The organism is Streptomyces sp. NPDC047982, from assembly GCF_043204165.1.
Lineage (GTDB): Bacteria > Actinomycetota > Actinomycetes > Streptomycetales > Streptomycetaceae > Streptomyces.
On the sequence record NZ_JBIDBS010000011.1, the window covers coordinates 57,639 to 73,301 of the forward strand.

13 protein-coding genes are annotated in these 15,663 nt (G+C 72.1%); 3 read left to right on the forward strand and 10 right to left on the reverse strand.

Features of this window, described 5'->3' with window-relative positions; all coding sequences use genetic code 11:
* Positions 1 to 184 precede the first annotated feature (184 nt).
* Both nusA and rimP read right to left on the reverse strand, forming a co-directional pair.
* Positions 185 to 1,225: a transcription termination factor NusA gene (nusA, locus tag ACGF2V_RS15835; protein WP_362618650.1), complete on the reverse strand. Its 1,041-nt coding sequence runs from the start codon at positions 1,223 to 1,225 to the stop codon at positions 185 to 187.
* Between the two features lie 2 nt (positions 1,226 to 1,227).
* A complete protein-coding gene (gene rimP, locus ACGF2V_RS15840; RefSeq protein ID WP_362618652.1) occupies positions 1,228 to 1,725 on the reverse strand; it encodes a ribosome maturation factor RimP in 498 nt (165 codons plus the stop codon).
* A 176-nt stretch (positions 1,726 to 1,901) separates the two neighbouring features.
* Between rimP and ACGF2V_RS15845 the strand changes: the two genes are divergently transcribed.
* From ACGF2V_RS15845 to ACGF2V_RS15855, 3 genes are read left to right on the forward strand one after another with little or no spacing between them, the layout of a single operon-like run.
* Positions 1,902 to 2,426, forward strand: coding sequence for a hypothetical protein (locus ACGF2V_RS15845; protein WP_362707994.1), 525 nt, complete (start codon positions 1,902 to 1,904; stop codon positions 2,424 to 2,426).
* The gene (locus ACGF2V_RS15850) at positions 2,423 to 2,968 is read left to right on the forward strand and encodes a ferritin-like domain-containing protein (RefSeq protein WP_362707992.1); all 546 of its coding nucleotides are present in this window, start codon (positions 2,423 to 2,425) and stop codon (positions 2,966 to 2,968) included. The genes ACGF2V_RS15845 and ACGF2V_RS15850 overlap by 4 nt, the downstream gene beginning before the upstream one ends.
* A 28-nt stretch (positions 2,969 to 2,996) precedes the next feature.
* Entirely contained in the window at positions 2,997 to 3,899 is a 903-nt protein-coding gene (locus ACGF2V_RS15855; protein ID WP_362618657.1) for an aminoglycoside phosphotransferase family protein, read from the forward strand.
* 97 nt (positions 3,900 to 3,996) lie between these two features.
* Here ACGF2V_RS15855 and ACGF2V_RS15860 read toward each other — a convergent pair whose 3' ends face one another.
* From ACGF2V_RS15860 to ACGF2V_RS15895, 8 genes are all read right to left on the reverse strand, one after another.
* A complete protein-coding gene (locus ACGF2V_RS15860) occupies positions 3,997 to 5,697 on the reverse strand; it encodes a proline--tRNA ligase (RefSeq protein WP_362707990.1) in 1,701 nt (566 codons plus the stop codon).
* Positions 5,698 to 5,881: 184 nt separating this feature from the next.
* The gene (locus tag ACGF2V_RS15865; RefSeq protein WP_362618660.1) at positions 5,882 to 6,460 is read right to left on the reverse strand and encodes a GNAT family N-acetyltransferase; all 579 of its coding nucleotides are present in this window, start codon (positions 6,458 to 6,460) and stop codon (positions 5,882 to 5,884) included.
* Positions 6,461 to 6,576: 116 nt separating this feature from the next.
* Complete coding sequence (locus ACGF2V_RS15870) at positions 6,577 to 7,422, reverse strand: GNAT family N-acetyltransferase (protein ID WP_362618661.1); 846 nt, start codon at positions 7,420 to 7,422, stop codon at positions 6,577 to 6,579.
* 233 nt (positions 7,423 to 7,655) lie between these two features.
* Positions 7,656 to 8,810, reverse strand: coding sequence for a flavodoxin-dependent (E)-4-hydroxy-3-methylbut-2-enyl-diphosphate synthase (gene ispG, locus ACGF2V_RS15875; protein WP_362618663.1), 1,155 nt, complete (start codon positions 8,808 to 8,810; stop codon positions 7,656 to 7,658).
* Between the two features lie 213 nt (positions 8,811 to 9,023).
* Positions 9,024 to 10,334 (reverse strand): site-2 protease family protein, encoded by a 1,311-nt coding sequence (locus ACGF2V_RS15880; protein ID WP_362618665.1) that lies wholly within the window; start codon positions 10,332 to 10,334, stop codon positions 9,024 to 9,026.
* Positions 10,331 to 11,584 carry a 1-deoxy-D-xylulose-5-phosphate reductoisomerase gene (dxr, locus tag ACGF2V_RS15885; RefSeq protein WP_362618666.1) on the reverse strand — a complete coding sequence of 418 codons (1,254 nt, stop codon included), beginning with the start codon at positions 11,582 to 11,584 and terminating at the stop codon, positions 10,331 to 10,333. The genes ACGF2V_RS15880 and dxr overlap by 4 nt, the downstream gene beginning before the upstream one ends.
* A 153-nt stretch (positions 11,585 to 11,737) precedes the next feature.
* On the reverse strand, positions 11,738 to 13,684 hold the full coding sequence (locus ACGF2V_RS15890) for an acyl-CoA dehydrogenase family protein (protein ID WP_362618669.1): 1,947 nt from the start codon (positions 13,682 to 13,684) through the stop codon (positions 11,738 to 11,740).
* A 396-nt stretch (positions 13,685 to 14,080) separates the two neighbouring features.
* Positions 14,081 to 15,526, reverse strand: a complete 1,446-nt coding sequence (locus ACGF2V_RS15895) for an aldehyde dehydrogenase family protein (protein ID WP_362618671.1) — start codon at positions 15,524 to 15,526, stop codon at positions 14,081 to 14,083.
* Positions 15,527 to 15,663 lie beyond the last annotated feature (137 nt).

Below are 15,663 nucleotides of genomic sequence, written 5' to 3' on the forward strand. Positions count from 1 at the left end.
TCCCCACATCGACCTCACCCCTTCGGGGCAAAAATCGAACGCATGTTGTCGTCGACAGCGGTACGCCGCCCCGGGATTATTCCCGCGGCCCGCACGAATCACCCGGGACGGTGCTCCGGTCCGCCGTCGCCGTCTGCGGGCGCAGCCGCCGTCGGGCCGGACGGTGCGCGCCCGGCCCTGCGGATCAGCCGCGCTCCGGCCGCCGGTGGGCCCGCTCCGACCGCTCCCGGTCGGCGACGTCGCGCTCCGCGTCCGTCTCCGTGTCCGGGCGGATGTCGATGCGCCAGCCGGTGAGGCGGGCGGCGAGGCGAGCGTTCTGCCCCTCCTTGCCGATCGCGAGCGACAGCTGGTAGTCCGGGACGGTGACCCGGGCGGACCGGGCGCCGAGGTCCACGATCTCGACCTTGCTCACCCGCGCGGGTGACAGGGCGTTGGCGACCATCTCGGCCGGGTCGTCCGACCAGTCGACGATGTCGATCTTCTCGTCGTGCAGTTCGGCCATGACGTTGCGCACCCGGCCGCCCATCGGGCCGATGCAGGCGCCCTTGGCGTTGAGACCGGAGCGGGTCGAGCGGACCGCGATCTTGGTACGGTGACCGGCCTCGCGGGCGATCGCGCAGATCTCCACGGAGCCGTCGGCGATCTCCGGGACCTCCAGCGCGAAGAGCTTCTTCACCAGATTGGGGTGGGTGCGCGAGAGCGTCACGGACGGACCGCGCACTCCCTTGGCGACCCGGACGACATAGGTGCGCAGACGCAGCCCGTGCGGGTACTCCTCTCCCGGCACCTGTTCCTGCACCGGCAGGATGGCCTCCAGCTTGCCGATGTCCACCAGGACGTTCTTGGGGTCCTTGCCCTGCTGGACGACGCCGCTGACGATGTCGCCCTCGTGGCCCGCGTACTCCCCGAACGTCTTGTCGTCCTCCGCGTCGCGCAGGCGCTGCAGGATGACCTGCTTGGCCGTGGACGCCGCGATCCGGCCGAAGCCGGACGGAGTGTCGTCGAACTCCTTGGGCTCCTGGCCCGGCTCCAGGTCGGCCGGGTCCTCCGTCGCCCACACCGTCACGTGGCCGCGCTCGTCGATCTCCACGCGCGCGCGGCGGTGGCTTCCCTCGGTGCGGTGGTAGGCGATGAGGAGGGCCGACTCGATCGCCTCGACGAGCACGTCGAAGGGGATCTCCTTGTCCTGCGCCAAGCCCTTCAAGAGCTTCACATCGATGTCCACGGCTACGCCTCCTCTTCCTTCTTGTCCTTGCGGCTGAATTCGATCTCCACACGCGCCTTGGCGATCTCGTCGAAGGCGACCCGGCGGGAGGTGGGCCTGCGGCCCTTGACGCCCGGCACTTCCAGGTCGAGGCCGTCCTCGTCCACGGCGAGGATCCGGGCGACCAGCTCGCCGCCCTCGCGCAGGTGAAGCCTGGCCAGGCGACCCGTGGCACGTACGTAGTGGCGGTGCTCCGTCAGCGGTCGGTCGGCACCGGGGGAACTGACTTCGAGGACGTACTCGCCCTCGCCCATCGCGTCGGTCTCGTCGAGCTTCTGGGAGATCGCACGGCTCAGCTCGGCACAGGCGTCCAGCTCCACGCCCTCTTCGGAATCCACGACGATCCGCAGCACCCGGCGGCGGCCCGCCCGGCTCACCTCGATGTCCTCGAGGTCCAGTCGCTCGGCGCTGACGAGCGGTTCGAGCAGCCCGCGCAGCCTTTCGCTCTGGGTGGTGCTCATCCGGGTGACTCCTCGGCCGCGTGTGCTGTTGTGGGATCTTGCGTGTCAGGTCACAGGGTATCCGGTCCCGAGGGGTGTTGCCGTCCTCCTGCCTCGTGGTCACGGGTACGCTCGCCTGCGGTGATCACTTCTGGACAGTTCCAGTCACAACAGGCCCAACCCCGAAGGAGAAACAAGTGCGGCGCACGGGGACGACGCGCAGAGGCGCGTTGACCGCGACAGGGGTGATCGCCATGGGCGCAGCCCTGAGCGGCTGCGGCGGGTCCGGGGACGGTGAGGGCTCCGCCCGGACCGGCGCACCGACCGCCGCCGAGATCGCTCGGGCCGTGCGGACGGAGCACAGGCTCCGGGCGAGCGCCGCGCGCACCAGCCTGGAACTGCTGGCCCGCTACGAGCACGTGGTGAGCGCCCATCCGGCGACCGCCGCCGGGCTCGCGCCGCTGCGCGACGCCGTACGCGCCCACGTCAGGACGCTGGCCCCCGACGGCGAACAGGCTCCGACGGCCCCGCGCTCCCGCGCGAAGGGTGCCCGGGCCGCCGTCCAGGAACTGGCCGACGCGGAGCTTCGCACGGCCGACGCCCACCTGGCGGCCCTCATGGAGGCGCCGCCGGAACTGGCCCGACTGCTCGCGTCGGTCGCGGCGGCCGGCGCGGCCCACGCCTATCTGCTGACCGACCTGGCCAAGGAGACCTCGTCATGAGCGACGGGACCGCGACGAGCGACGCGACGCGAGAGGCCGCCCAGGCGGCCCTGGCCGCCGAACACGCGGCGGTGTACGGGTACGGGGTGCTCGGCGGGCGTGTCGCGGCGGGCCGCCGGGCCGAGGCCACCGCGGCGTACCACGCCCACCGGTCCCGCCGGGACGCGCTGGTGCGGAGGGTCCGCGACCTGGGCGCCGAACCGGTGGCGGCCCGGGCCGCGTACGCCCTGCCCTTCGCGGTCCCGGACGCCGCGGCGGCGGTCCGGCTGGCCGCCGTGCTGGAGGACCGGGTCGCGGACGTGTACTCCGACCTCGTGCGGGCGGCCGAGGGGCCGCTGAGGCGCCAGGCGGCGGACGCGCTGCGCGAGTCCGCCGTGCGCGCGGTCCGCTGGCGGGGCAGCGGCGTACCGTTCCCCGGCCTCGTCGAGCACACCGCCGACGGGTCCGGCGCGGCGGCCGGGGCGGCGAAGACCGCCGCCGGGGCCGCTCCGGGCAACGGGGACGGAGCCGCTCCGGGCAACGGGCCCGGCTCCGCGCACTGAAGAGGCTTCGAGAGGGAACAAGGCACGTATGGATTTCGAACCGCCGCAGCGGCTGGTGCGAGCGCTCGGCGAGTCGTACGGGGACGCCGCCGCCGACTGGCTGGCACGGCTTCCGGCACTGACCGGGGAAGCACTGACCTCGACCGGGCGGGAGCTGACCGTCGACCGGGTCGTCGCCCCGGGCGGCCGCAGCGGTCTGGTCCTGCTGGTGACGTGCCCCGACGGCACCCCGGCGGCGCTGAAGATCGTCCCGCCCGGGGCCGCGCCCGGACTGGAGCGGGCGGCGCTGGCGCACTGGAACGGGTGGGGCGCGGTGCGGCTGCTCGACGACGGCCCCGGCGCGCTGCTGCTGGAGCGGCTGCATCCCGAGGTGTCGCTGCGCTCGCTGCCCGAGGCGAAGGCCCTGCTGGAGGCGGCCGGCACGGTGCGCCGCCTCTGGGTCGAGCCGCCGACCGGTCACGGTTTCGAGACGGTCACCGAGCGGACCGCGCGCCAGGCGGAACCGATGCGTGCCCGCGCCGCGGCCGATCCGGGCCTGGAGCCCCTGGTCTCCGCGGCGCTCGCGGCGCGCGATGAGCTGACCGGCAGCTCCACCGAACTCCTGCTGCTCCACGGGAACTTCCGGCAGAGCAAGGTCCTGGCGGGCGAGCGCGCGCCCTGGCTGGCGGTCGGGCCCGAGCCGCTGGTCGGTGAGCGGGCCTACGATCTCGCGCGTCTGGTGCGCGACCGCGTCGAGGACCTGATCGCCTCCCCCGCGGGTCCGGCGTCGGCGCGGCGCCGGATCAAGAAGCTGGCCGACGCGCTGGACGTGGACCGGGAACGGCTGCACGGCTGGACGCTGTTTCGCGCGGTGGAGTCGGGCACCCGCGCACTGGCGGCGGGCCGCCGCCAGGAGGGCGAGCTGACGCTGGAGTTCGCCGGCTGGCTGTAGACCGTGGGGCCGGGCGTCTTCCGCGCCCGCCCCGGCCGCCCCGGGAGCACGACGGCAGCCCCCGTGCGTCGCCGCGGGGGCTGCCGTGTGCCGCGGCTCAGTTCTGTGCGGTGAGGCGCGCGATCGCCTCGTCGACCGTGAGTTCCTCGCGCTCGCCGGTCCGGCGGTCCTTGAGCTCCAGGACGCCTTCGGCCGAGCGGCGGCCGGCGACCAGGATGTTCGGGACGCCGATCAGCTCGGCGTCGGTGAACTTCACGCCGGGCGAGACACCGGCCCGGTCGTCGACCATGACCCGCAGGCCGGCGGCGGCGAGCCGGTCCGAGACCTCGAGGGCCAGTTCCGTCTGGAGGGCCTTGCCCGCCGCGACGACGTGGACGTCGGCCGGGGCGACCTCGCGCGGCCAGCACAGCCCGTGCTCGTCCGCGGTCTGCTCGGCGAGCGCGGCGACGGCGCGGGAGACGCCGACGCCGTAGGAGCCCATGGTGACCCGGACCGGCTTGCCGTGCTGGCCGAGCACGTCGAGCTGGAAGGTGTCCGCGTACTTGCGGCCCAGCTGGAAGATGTGGCCGATCTCGATGGCACGGTCCAGCTTGAGGCCGGCGCCGCACTTGGGGCAGGGGTCGCCCTCCTCGACGACGACCACGTCGAGGTACTCGTCGACCTCGAAGTCGCGGCCGACGACGACGTTCTTCACGTGGGTGCCGGGCTTGTTGGCACCGGTGATCCAGGACGTGCCGGGGGCGACGCGCGGGTCGGCGATGTAACGGACCTTGTCGAGACCCTGCGGGCCGACGTATCCGCGCACCAGGTCGGAGCGGCCCTCGAAGTCCTCCGCGGTGACCAGCTCCACGACGGCGGGGGCCAGGTGCTCACCGAGCTTGCCGAGATCGACCTCGCGGTCGCCGGGCACGCCCACGGCGACGATCTCGCCGTCGATCTTGACCAGCAGGTTCTTCAGGGTCGCGGAGGCGGGCACGCCCAGGTGCGCGGCGAGCGTCTCGATGGTCGGGGTGTCGGGGGTGTCCAGCTCCTCGGCCGGGCCGTGCGCGGATCCTTCCGCCGGGGCGGCCTGGAAGGTGACGGCCTCGGTGTTGGCCGCGTAGTCGCAGGCGGGGCAGTCGACGAAGGTGTCCTCACCGGCCGGGGCGGGGGCCAGGAACTCCTCGGAGGCGGAGCCGCCCATGGCGCCGGAGATGGCGGAGACGATGCGGTAGTCGAGGCCGAGCCGCTCGAAGATGCGGATGTAGGCGCCGCGGTGCAGCCGGTACGCCTCGGCGAGGCCCTCGTCGGTGGTGTCGAAGGAGTACGAGTCCTTCATCTGGAACTCGCGTCCGCGCAGCACCCCGGCGCGCGGGCGGGCCTCGTCCCGGTACTTGGTCTGGATCTGGTACAGGATCACGGGCAGGTCCTTGTAGGACGTGATCTGGTCCTTGACGACCTGGGTGAAGATCTCCTCGTGGGTGGGGCCGAGGAGGTAATCGGCGCCCTTGCGGTCCTTCAGCCGGAACAGCAGCTCGCCGTACTCTTCGTAGCGGCCGCTGGCCTCGTACGACTCCTTGGGGAGCAGCGCGGGCAGCAGGACCTCCTGGCCGCCGATGGCGTCCATCTCCTCGCGCACGACGCGGGTGATGTTCTCCAGGACCTTCTTGCCGAGCGGCAGCCAGGTCCAGATCCCGGCGGCGGTGCGACGAACGTATCCGGCCCGGACGAGCAGCTTGTGGTTGAGCGTCTCGGCGTCCGCCGGGTCGTCGCGCAGTGTCTTGATCATCAATCGGGACATGCGCTGGACCTGGGCCATGATGAACTCCTGCTCGGAAAGGGTGATGAGCAGGAGGTTAGCCGGGCGGCCCGGCCGGGCGGAAATCGATTGGTGCCCCGGTCCGTCCCGCACACGGCTCCCGGCCCGTCCCTGGCGCGGCTCCCCCGCCGCTCCCCGCACGACTCCAGGTCCGTCCCGCGCGGTTCCCCGATCCCCCGCCTGCTTACGGCGCCTGCCCTTCGCGGCGCAGTGGGAGCGGCGCTCCCATCACCGCGTACGGCTTGGGGGCACTGGGGAAGTGCACCTGCCGGGCCAGGTCCCGGTAGCCCAGACTGCGGTACAGGCCGCGGGCCGGGCTGTCCGTGTCGATCGCGGAGAGGATGGAGCGGGGCTGGTCGGCGGCGTCCGTGAGGGTGGTGATCAGGGAGCGGCCGATGCCTCGGTTCTGGAACGCGGGCAGGACGTGCAGTTCGGTGATGACGAAGGAATCGTCCAGCCAGTGCGCGGAGCCGGTGGCGCGGAGGTAGGGCTCGACGACGGTGGACCACCAGTGGGCGCGTTCGTTGGGCATGCCGTAGACGAAGCCGACGAGCCGGCCGTCGGGGGTGGTGGCGCCGAGGGCGCGGGCGTGCGGGTGGTCGAGATGCCGCAGGACGATATGGCGGCGTACCTCGACCTCTTGCGGGCCGAGGCCGAAGGCGACGGCCTGCACGGCGAGCGCCTCGTCCACGCGCGCGGCGAGATCGACCGGGCCGATCCGGACGCTGGGAGTGCGGGGTCCGTCCCCGGGAACTGCTGCCATGGGCCGACCCTACTGGCCGCGACGGGGTGGGTGGAACGGCCGGGTGGCCGGGCCCCGGCTCTCGTGCGTGGCCGGCCCCCGGCCCGTGCGTGCCCGCTCCGTCGGCCGTCGGCCGGTCAGAACAGGACGCTCATGAACGCGCCGGTCTCGCGGAAGCCGACCCTGGCGTAGGCCCGGCGGGCGGGGGTGTTGAAGTCGTTCACGTAGAGGCTGACGACGGGGGCGACGTCCGCCAGCGCATAGCGCAGGACCGCCGCCATGCCGGTCTCCGACAGGCCGCGTCCACGGTGTTCGGGGGCGACCCAGACGCCCTGGATCTGGCATGCCTGCGGGGTGGCCGCGCCGATCTCCGCCTTGAAGACGACCTCGCCGTCCTCGATCCGGGCGAACGAACGGCCGGCGCCGATGAGTTCGGCGACACGTGCCTGGTAGAGGAGTCCGCCGTCGCCCGCGAGCGGGGAGATGCCGACCTCTTCGGTGAACATCGCCACGCAGGCCGGCATCAGAACGTCCATCTCGTCCTTGCGGATGCGGCGGACCAGGGGATCGGGGGCGATGTCGGCGGACGGGCTCTCGGTGACCATGAGCGGCTGGTGGGCGCGGACCTCGCGGGCGGGGCCCCAGCCGGGTTCGAGCAGCCGCCAGAGCTGAGCGGTGGGTTCGGCGGGGCCGACGATCGAGGAGCAGCGGCGGCCGGCCCGGCGGGCGCGGTCGGCGAAGGCCCTGACGGCCTCGGGGCACGCGCAGATCGGTACGAGGTTGGCGCCCGAGTAGCACAGCGAGCGCAGCCGCCCGTCGGCGTACCAGCCCCACATCTCACCGCCGAGGCGCCAGGGGTCGAGCCCCGCGACCCGGACCCGGGACGTCACGAAGGCATTGGCGACGGGGTCGCTCTCCAGAACGGCGAGAGCGGCGCCGAGGTCGCTGGGTTCGAGGACCCGGGTGGTCGTCTGCGTCAACACGAGGGGGCCTCACCATGCGGTCTGCTGATTTCCGCACTGTACCCAAAGAGGCTGTGCCGCGCCGCCCCGGCGGGGGACCGGGACCGCGCGACGGGACGGGTCCGGTCACGACGCGGCGCCCCGCCGGGCGGAGGTCCGTCCGGCGGGGCGCCGTGGTGCGTGCGAATCCCGGCGGCCACGCCCGGACACCCCGGACGCGAGTACGCGCGGGTCCCGGCGGCCGTGCGGCGGGCTCAGCCGACGGAGACCTCGGGTTCACCGGAGACGACGCCGTCCTTCTCCATCTGCTCGGCGATCTTCATGGCCTCTTCGATCAGGGTCTCGACGATCTTCGACTCGGGCACGGTCTTGATGACCTCGCCCTTCACGAAGATCTGTCCCTTGCCGTTGCCCGAGGCCACACCCAGGTCCGCCTCGCGGGCCTCGCCGGGCCCGTTGACGACGCAGCCCATCACGGCTACGCGCAGCGGGACCTCCATGCCGTCGAGGCCGGCCGTGACCTCCTCGGCGAGCTTGTAGACGTCGACCTGCGCGCGGCCGCAGGACGGGCAGGAGACGATCTCCAGGCGGCGGGGCCTGAGGTTCAGCGACTCCAGGATCTGGATGCCGACCTTGATCTCCTCGACCGGCGGGGCCGAGAGGGAGACGCGGATGGTGTCGCCGATGCCCTCCGAGAGCAGCGCGCCGAAGGCGACCGCCGACTTGATCGTGCCCTGGAAGGCGGGACCGGCCTCCGTGACGCCGAGGTGCAGCGGGTAGTCGCACTTCTCGGCGAGCAGGCGGTAGGCGTTCACCATGACCACCGGGTCGTTGTGCTTCACCGAGATCTTGATGTCGCGGAAGTCGTGCTCCTCGAAGAGGGACGCCTCCCACAGCGCGGATTCGACGAGCGCCTCGGGGGTCGCCTTGCCGTACTTCTGGAGCAGACGGCGGTCCAGGGAGCCCGCGTTCACACCGATGCGGATCGGGGTGTTGTGGTCCTTCGCCGCCTTGGCGATCTCCTTGACCTGGTCGTCGAACTTCTTGATGTTGCCCGGGTTCACACGGACCGCGGCACATCCGGCCTCGATGGCCGCGAAGACGTACTTCGGCTGGAAGTGGATGTCCGCGATCACCGGGATCTGCGACTTCCTCGCGATGGTCGCGAGCGCGTCGGCGTCGTCCTGCGTCGGGCACGCCACGCGCACGATCTGGCATCCCGACGCCGTCAGCTCCGCGATCTGCTGCAGCGTCGCGCCCACGTCCGACGTACGGGTCGTGGTCATCGACTGCACCGACACCGGCGCGTCCCCGCCCACCGCGACCGACCCGACCTGGATCTGGCGGCTGACCCTCCGGTCGGCGAGCTTGGTCGGTACGGACGGCATTCCGAGAGAAATCGCAGTCATGCGCTGAGCATCCCCAAGGTGTGGATCGAGGTCCCGAGTTCGGCGGGCTCCGGCCTCCGAGATTACGGCACCGGGAGCGCCGCCGAGCACACGGCGCCTTGGAGTGCCGCGTTCCGGTACGGCCCGGACACACGCTGTGTGCCGGGCCGTCACCGTTGGTGCACCGGCCGGTCCTCCGGGGGCTTCGGCCGGACGGTCGGTCAGGTTGGTCGGTCAGGTGATCTTGACCGGGTTCACGATGTCGGCGACCAGCACCAGCAGGGTGAAGCAGATGAAGACGCCCGCCACGACGTAGGCGACCGGCATCAGCTTGGCCACGTCGAAGGGGCCGGGGTCGGGCCGCCTGAAGACCCGTGCCACGTTGCGGCGCAGCGCCTCCCAGAGCGCCCCGGCGATGTGTCCGCCGTCGAGCGGCAGCAGCGGGAGCATGTTGAAGAGGAACAGCGAGAGGTTGAAGCCGGCCAGCAGGAACAGCATCATCGCGACCTGGTTCTGCGCCGGTACGTCCAGCGTCATCACCTCGCCGCCGATCCTGGCCGCGCCCACGACGCCCACCGGCGAGTCGGCCGCCCGTTCGCCGTCGCCGAAGGCGGCGTCCCACAGGCCGGGGACCTTGGACGGGAGGGCGATGATCGAGTCGACGCCGTCCTCGATCATGTCTCCCATGCGGACGACCGACTCGCCGAAGGAGAGCGGGATGATCTCGGTCTGTGCGGCGAAGCCGAGGTAGCCCGCCTTGACGTACTCGCCGGGGACGACATCGCCCCTGGAGTCCTTCTTGGCGACCGCGTTCTCCTTGAGCACGGCGTGGAGTGTCTTGTCCTGACCGTCGCGCTGGACGGTGAGGGTGGCCGGGCCGATGGTGCCGCGGATCTTCTCGGAGAGCGTGTCCCAGTCGTCGACCTTCTGGCCGTTGAAGGCGACGATCCGGTCGCCCTTTTGGAGCCCGGCGGCCTGTGCCGGCGAGACCTCGTCGGACTTCTTGCAGGTGTCGCGGTTCTCGCTCTGCGGGATCACGCACTTCTGGACGCCCGCGACCTCGGTGGTCTGGGTCTGGAAGCCGAACGTCATCGCCACGCCGAGGAAGATCCCGACGGCGAGGACCAGGTTCATGAACGGTCCGGCGAACATCACGATGACGCGCTTCCACGGCTTGCGCGTGTAGAAGAGCCGCTTCTCGTCGCCGGGTTCGAGTTCCTCGAAGGCGGCGGAACGGGCGTCCTCGATCATGCCGCGCCACGGAGAGGTGGAACGGGCCTCCAGCCGGCCGTCCGGACCCGGCGGGAACATGCCGATCATGCGGATGTAGCCGCCGGCCGGGATGGCCTTGATCCCGTACTCGGTCTCGCCCTTCTTCCGTGACCAGATCGTCGGTCCGAAGCCGACCATGTATTGCGGGACGCGGATGCCGAAGAGCTTCGCGGTCGACAGGTGCCCGAGTTCGTGCCAGGCGATGGAGAACAGCAGGCCGATGACGAAGACGGCGATGCCGAGAATCGTCAACAGGACCGTCGAAATGCTCATGCGCGCGCCTCCGCTGTCGCCTTCGCCGAGAGTTCACGGGCCCGGGCGCGGGCCCAGGTCTCCGCTTCCAGGACGTCTGCGACCGTGAGCGAAGTTCCCGCGACGGGGGTGCCGTGTTCGGCCACCACCGCCGTGACCGTATCCATGATGCCGGTGAACGGCAGCCTTCCCGACAGGAACGCGTCGACGCATTCCTCGTTCGCCGCGTTGAAGACGGCGGGGGCGGTGGAGCCGAGCATGCCCACGTGCCGGGCGAGTCCCACGGAGGGGAACGCCTCGTCGTCGAGAGGGAAGAACTCCCAACTGGACGCCTTCGACCAGTCGAAGGCGGGCGCGGCGTCCGGGATGCGCCGGGGCCAGCCGATACCGATGGCGATCGGGCCCCGCATGTCCGGGGGCGTGGCCTGGGCGAGGGTGGAGCCGTCGGTGAACTCCACCATCGAGTGCACGTACGACTGGGGGTGGACCACGACCTCGATCCGGTCGAACGGGATGTCGTAGAGGAGGTGCGCCTCGATGACCTCCAGGCCCTTGTTGACGAGGGTGGCGGAATTGATCGTGATGACCGGTCCCATCGCCCAGGTCGGGTGGGCGAGGGCCTCCTCGCGGGTGACGCCCGCCAGCTCCTTCCGGGTGCGCCCCCGGAAGGGTCCGCCGGACGCGGTGACGACGAGTTTGCGCACGTCGGCACGGGTGCCCGCGCCGAGCGCCTGGAAGAGGGCGGCGTGCTCGGAGTCGACCGGGATGATCTGGCCGGGCTTGGCCAGCTCCTTCACCAGCGGGCCGCCGACGATCAGCGACTCCTTGTTGGCGAGGGCGAGGGTGCGGCCCGCGCCGAGGGCGGCGAGCGTGGGGGCGAGGCCGATGGAGCCGGTGATTGCGTTGAGCACGGTGTGGCAGTCGGTGGCGGCGAGCTCGGACGCGGCGTCGGGCCCGGCGAGGATCTCGGGGAGCGGTTCGCCCGCCCCGTACCGCTCGCGCAGCGCCTCGCGGAGGGCCGGTACGGCGTCCGGCGCGAAGACGGCGACGGTACGCACCCGCAGTCGCCGCGCCTGCTCGGCGAGCAGGTCGACCCGTCCGCCCGCGGCGGCGAGGCCGGTGACACGGAACTGGTCGGGGTTGCGCAGCACCAGGTCGATGGCCTGGGTGCCGACGGAACCGGTGGAGCCGAGGATGACGAGATCCCGGCGGCCTTCCGCGGCATCGAAGACGAGGTGCGGGTCGGCAAGGGGGGCAGGGCTGTCGCTCATGACCCCCATTGTTGCCGCATCGGCCGCGGGCGTGGACAGGGTGTCCCCGCTGCCCGGCCGAGCCTGCCCGGTGCGGCCCGTACGACCGGGCGCACGCCGTCGGCCGTACGGGCCGCCGCGGTGTGCGCGGGGCCGGCGGTTCGGGCCGCCCGCTCAGTGCACCGGGCGGCGGACGTCGTCCCCGGTGCTGGGTCCCGGGGTGGCGTCGGCGATCCACGGGCCGTCACCGCTCGGGTCGACGACGCCCTCTTCCAGCCAGGTGTACGCGCCGGACAGGATGCCGTCGACCAGGCGCCGGTCCTGGTCGTCGGTGTTGGACCACAGGCGGGTGAAGAGTTCCTCGACCCGGAGGCGGGCCTGTCGGCAGAAGGTGTCGGCGAGCCGGTACGCCTCGCGGCCGTGGTCGCCGGATGAACGCAGGTGCTCGGCCCGCACGCAGGCGGCGCTCATCGCGAAGAGTTCCGCGCCGATGTCGACGATCCGGCCGAGGAAGCCCTGTTTGGTCTCCATCCGGCCCTGCCAGCGCGACATGGCGTAGAAGGTGGAGCGCGCGAGCTTGCGGGAGCTACGTTCGACGTACCGCAGGTGGGAGGAGAGGTCCGGGTGCCCGGGGTGGGTGAACTCCCCGTACGTGCGGGGCAGTTGTCCCGGGCCGGCGACGAGTTTGGGCAGCCATCGGGCGTAGAAGCCTGCCGCGTTCGCGCCCGCCTTCGCCTTCGCGGAGAGGGGTTTGCCGGGGTCGATGATGTCCCCGGCGACCTTCAGGTGGGCGTCGACGGCCTCCCGCGCGATCAGCAGGTGCATGATCTCGGTGGAGCCCTCGAAGATCCGGTTGATCCGCAGGTCGCGCAGGAGTTGTTCGGCGGGGACGGCGCGTTCGCCCCGGGCCGCGAGGGACGCGGCGGTCTCGAAGCCCCGCCCGCCGCGGATCTGGACGAGTTCGTCGGCCATCAGGCAGCCCGCCTCGGAGCCGTACAGCTTGGCGAGGGCCGCCTCGATCCGGATGTCGTTGCGGTTCTCGTCGGCCATCTGGGAGGCGAGGTCGACCATCGCCTCCAGGGCGAAGGTGGTCGCGGCGATGAAGGAGATCTTGGCGCCGACGGCCTCGTGCCGGGCGACCGGACGGCCCCACTGCTCGCGCACCGCCGACCACTCGCGGGCGATCTTGAGACACCACTTCCCGGCGCCGACGCACATGGCGGGCAGCGAGAGCCGTCCGGTGTTGAGCGTGGTGAGGGCGATCCTGAGCCCCGCGCCCTCGGGTCCGATGCGGTTCGCGGCCGGGACCCGTACGCGGTGGAAGCGGGTGACACCGTTCTCGATGCCGCGCAGGCCCATGAAGGCGTTGCGGTGCTCGACGGTGATGCCCGGGGAGTCCGCCTCCACGACGAACGCGGTGATGCCGCCCTTGTGGCCGTCCGACTCGGGTACGCGCGCCATCACGACGAGCAGGTCGGCGATGACGCCGTTGGTCGTCCACAGCTTCACGCCGTCGAGGACGTAGTCCTCGCCGTCCGGGACCGCCGAGGTGGCCAGCCGGGCCGGGTCGGAGCCGACGTCCGGTTCGGTGAGCAGGAACGCCGAGATGTCGGTGCTCGCCAGCCGGGGCAGGAAGGCGTCCTTCTGCTCCTGGGTGCCGAAGAGCTTCAGCGGCTGCGGTACGCCGATGGACTGGTGGGCGGAGAGCAGCGCGCCGATCGCGGGGCTGACCGAACCGACCAGGGTGAGCGCCTTGTTGTAGTAGACCTGGGTCAGCCCGAGCCCGCCGTACTTCGGTTCGATCTTCATCCCGAGGGCGCCGAGTTCCTTGAGGCCGTTGATCACCTCGTCGGGGATCCGGGCCTCGCGCTCGACGAGGGCGGCGTCGATCCTGGTCTCGCAGAAGTCGCGCAGCCGGGAGAGGAACGCCTCCCCGCGCCGGACGTCGTCCGGGGACGGCAGCGGGTGCGGGTGGATCAGGTCGAGCCGGAAGCGCCCGAGGAAGAGTTCCTTGGCGAAACTCGGCTTGTGCCAGTCCTGTTCGCGGGCGGCCTCGGCCACTCGGCGCGCCTCGCGCTCGGTGATCGCGGGAGTGTTCTTGGGTGCGGATGGGGCGGACATGAGGAACTCACCTCGCCGCAGCGTGGGGATGGGCGGACGCGGCCGGTCCGGGCGGTGGCGGGTGCCTGCCGTGCCGTACCGAACGGTGCTACGTGTCCTGATGTACCCGATGCGCGGGCCCGCCGCCATTCGCGGATGCCGATCGGGTCCGCGACCACCCCAGCGGCCGTTGTCGCCGTGACAGGGCGGCCCGGGAGTGCGCACGGGCAGTCCATGGCTCGCGTCCCGCCTCCCGCCCCGCGCACGCGCACACGGCGGCCGGGAGCGCACGCACGGAGGCGGCCGCAGCCCCCGCACAGTGGGCTGCGGCCGCCTCCGTCGCCGTCCGCTCCACGCTGTCCAGGCGGATGGAGGCGGGCGGTGCCGGTGGACCGGGTGTCGTTCCGGTTCCGGGACTCAGAGAGCGAGGCCGGTGAGGACCAGCACGCGCTCGTAGGTGTAGTCGTCCATGGCGTAGCGGACGCCCTCGCGGCCGACGCCGGACTGCTTGGCGCCGCCGTACGGCATCTGGTCCGCGCGGTAGGAGGGGACGTCGCCGATGATCACGCCGCCGACCTCCAGGGCGCGGTGGGCGCGGAAGGCGGTCTGCAGGTCGTGCGTGAACACACCGGCCTGCAGGCCGTACTTGGAGGAGTTGACCGCGGCGAACGCCTCGGCCTCGCCGTTCACCTTGTGCACGGAGAGGACGGGTCCGAAGACCTCCTCGTGGGAGAGGGTGGCGTCGGCCGGGAGGTCCGCGAGCACGGTCGGCGCGTAGGTGGCGCCGTCGCGCTTGCCGCCGGCGAGCAGGTGGGCGCCGCCCCGTACGGCCTCGTCGACCCAGGACTCGACGCGCTTGGCGGCGTCCTCGCTGACCAGCGGGCCGACGTCGGTGGTGGCGTCGGACGGGTCCCCGGTGACCTGGGCCTCGACGGCCGCGACGATCTTCGGGACGAGCCGGTCGTACACCGAGGCGTCCGCGATGACGCGCTGCACCGAGATGCAGGACTGGCCGCCCTGGTAGTTGGCGAAGGTCGCGATGCGGTTCGCGGCCCAGTCCAGGTCCTCCTCGGAGGCGTAGTCGCCGAGGACGACGGCGGCGGCGTTGCCGCCGAGCTCCAGGGTGCAGTGCTTGCGCGGCACCGACTCCAGGATCGAGTAGCCGACGGGGCCGGAGCCGGTGAAGGAGATGACGGGCAGGCGCTCGTCCTGGACCAGGGCGGGCATCCGGTCGTTGGGGACGGTCAGCACGGACCACGAACCGGCCGGCAGGTCGGTCTCGGCCAGGATCTCGCCCAGGATCAGCGAGGAGATCGGGGTGGCCGGGGCGGGCTTCAGGATGATCGGGGCGCCGACGGCGATGGCCGGGGCGACCTTGTGGGCGCTCAGGTTCAGCGGGAAGTTGAACGGGGCGATACCGAGGACCGGGCCGCGCGGGAAGCGGCGGGTCAGGCCGAGGCGGCCGGTGCCGCCCGCGTCGGTGTCGAGGCGCTGGGCGTCGCCGCCGTTGAAGCGGCGGGCCTCCTCGGCGGCGAACCGGAACACGGAGACGGCGCGGCCGACCTCGCCGCGGGCCCACTTGATGGGCTTGCCGTTCTCGGCGGAGATCAGCTGGGCGATCTCCTCGGTGCGCTCCACCAGGCGCCGTACGACGTGGTCGAGCGCGGCGGCCCGGACGTGGGCCGGGGTCGCGGCGAACTCCTCGCGCACGGCGTGCGCGGCCGCGACGGCCTCCTCGATCTGCGCGTCGGTCGGCACGCCGACGGTGCCGACGAGCCGGCCGTCCCAGGGGTTGGTGACGTCGAAGCTGTCCTCACCGGTGGCCCGGCGGCCGGCGAGCCAGAAGGCGTGGGTGGAAGTCATGGAGGTTCCGGCCCTTCGGAGTCGTGGGGTGTGCTGCACCCCACCGTAGGGCCGAACGTGCGGCCTGGCGTTTGTCCGGCGTGGAGCAGTGCGCCTCGGGCTTGCTACGGATTGTCCGAGGCGTCGCCGGACCGCGG

What these genes read in the sequence shown, in the direction of transcription:
- ACGF2V_RS15855 (WP_362618657.1), top strand. Translation starts at nt 2,997, where the DNA reads ATGGATTTCGAACCGCCGCAGCGGCTGGTGCGAGCGCTCGGCGAGTCG.
- ispG (WP_362618663.1), bottom strand. Translation starts at nt 8,810, where the DNA reads ATGACTGCGATTTCTCTCGGAATGCCGTCCGTACCGACCAAGCTCGCC.
- ACGF2V_RS15850 (WP_362707992.1), top strand. Translation starts at nt 2,423, where the DNA reads ATGAGCGACGGGACCGCGACGAGCGACGCGACGCGAGAGGCCGCCCAG.
- rimP (WP_362618652.1), bottom strand. Translation starts at nt 1,725, where the DNA reads ATGAGCACCACCCAGAGCGAAAGGCTGCGCGGGCTGCTCGAACCGCTC.
- ACGF2V_RS15860 (WP_362707990.1), bottom strand. Translation starts at nt 5,697, where the DNA reads ATGGCCCAGGTCCAGCGCATGTCCCGATTGATGATCAAGACACTGCGC.
- ACGF2V_RS15890 (WP_362618669.1), bottom strand. Translation starts at nt 13,684, where the DNA reads ATGTCCGCCCCATCCGCACCCAAGAACACTCCCGCGATCACCGAGCGC.
- ACGF2V_RS15880 (WP_362618665.1), bottom strand. Translation starts at nt 10,334, where the DNA reads ATGAGCATTTCGACGGTCCTGTTGACGATTCTCGGCATCGCCGTCTTC.
- ACGF2V_RS15895 (WP_362618671.1), bottom strand. Translation starts at nt 15,526, where the DNA reads ATGACTTCCACCCACGCCTTCTGGCTCGCCGGCCGCCGGGCCACCGGT.
- dxr (WP_362618666.1), bottom strand. Translation starts at nt 11,584, where the DNA reads ATGAGCGACAGCCCTGCCCCCCTTGCCGACCCGCACCTCGTCTTCGAT.
- ACGF2V_RS15865 (WP_362618660.1), bottom strand. Translation starts at nt 6,460, where the DNA reads ATGGCAGCAGTTCCCGGGGACGGACCCCGCACTCCCAGCGTCCGGATC.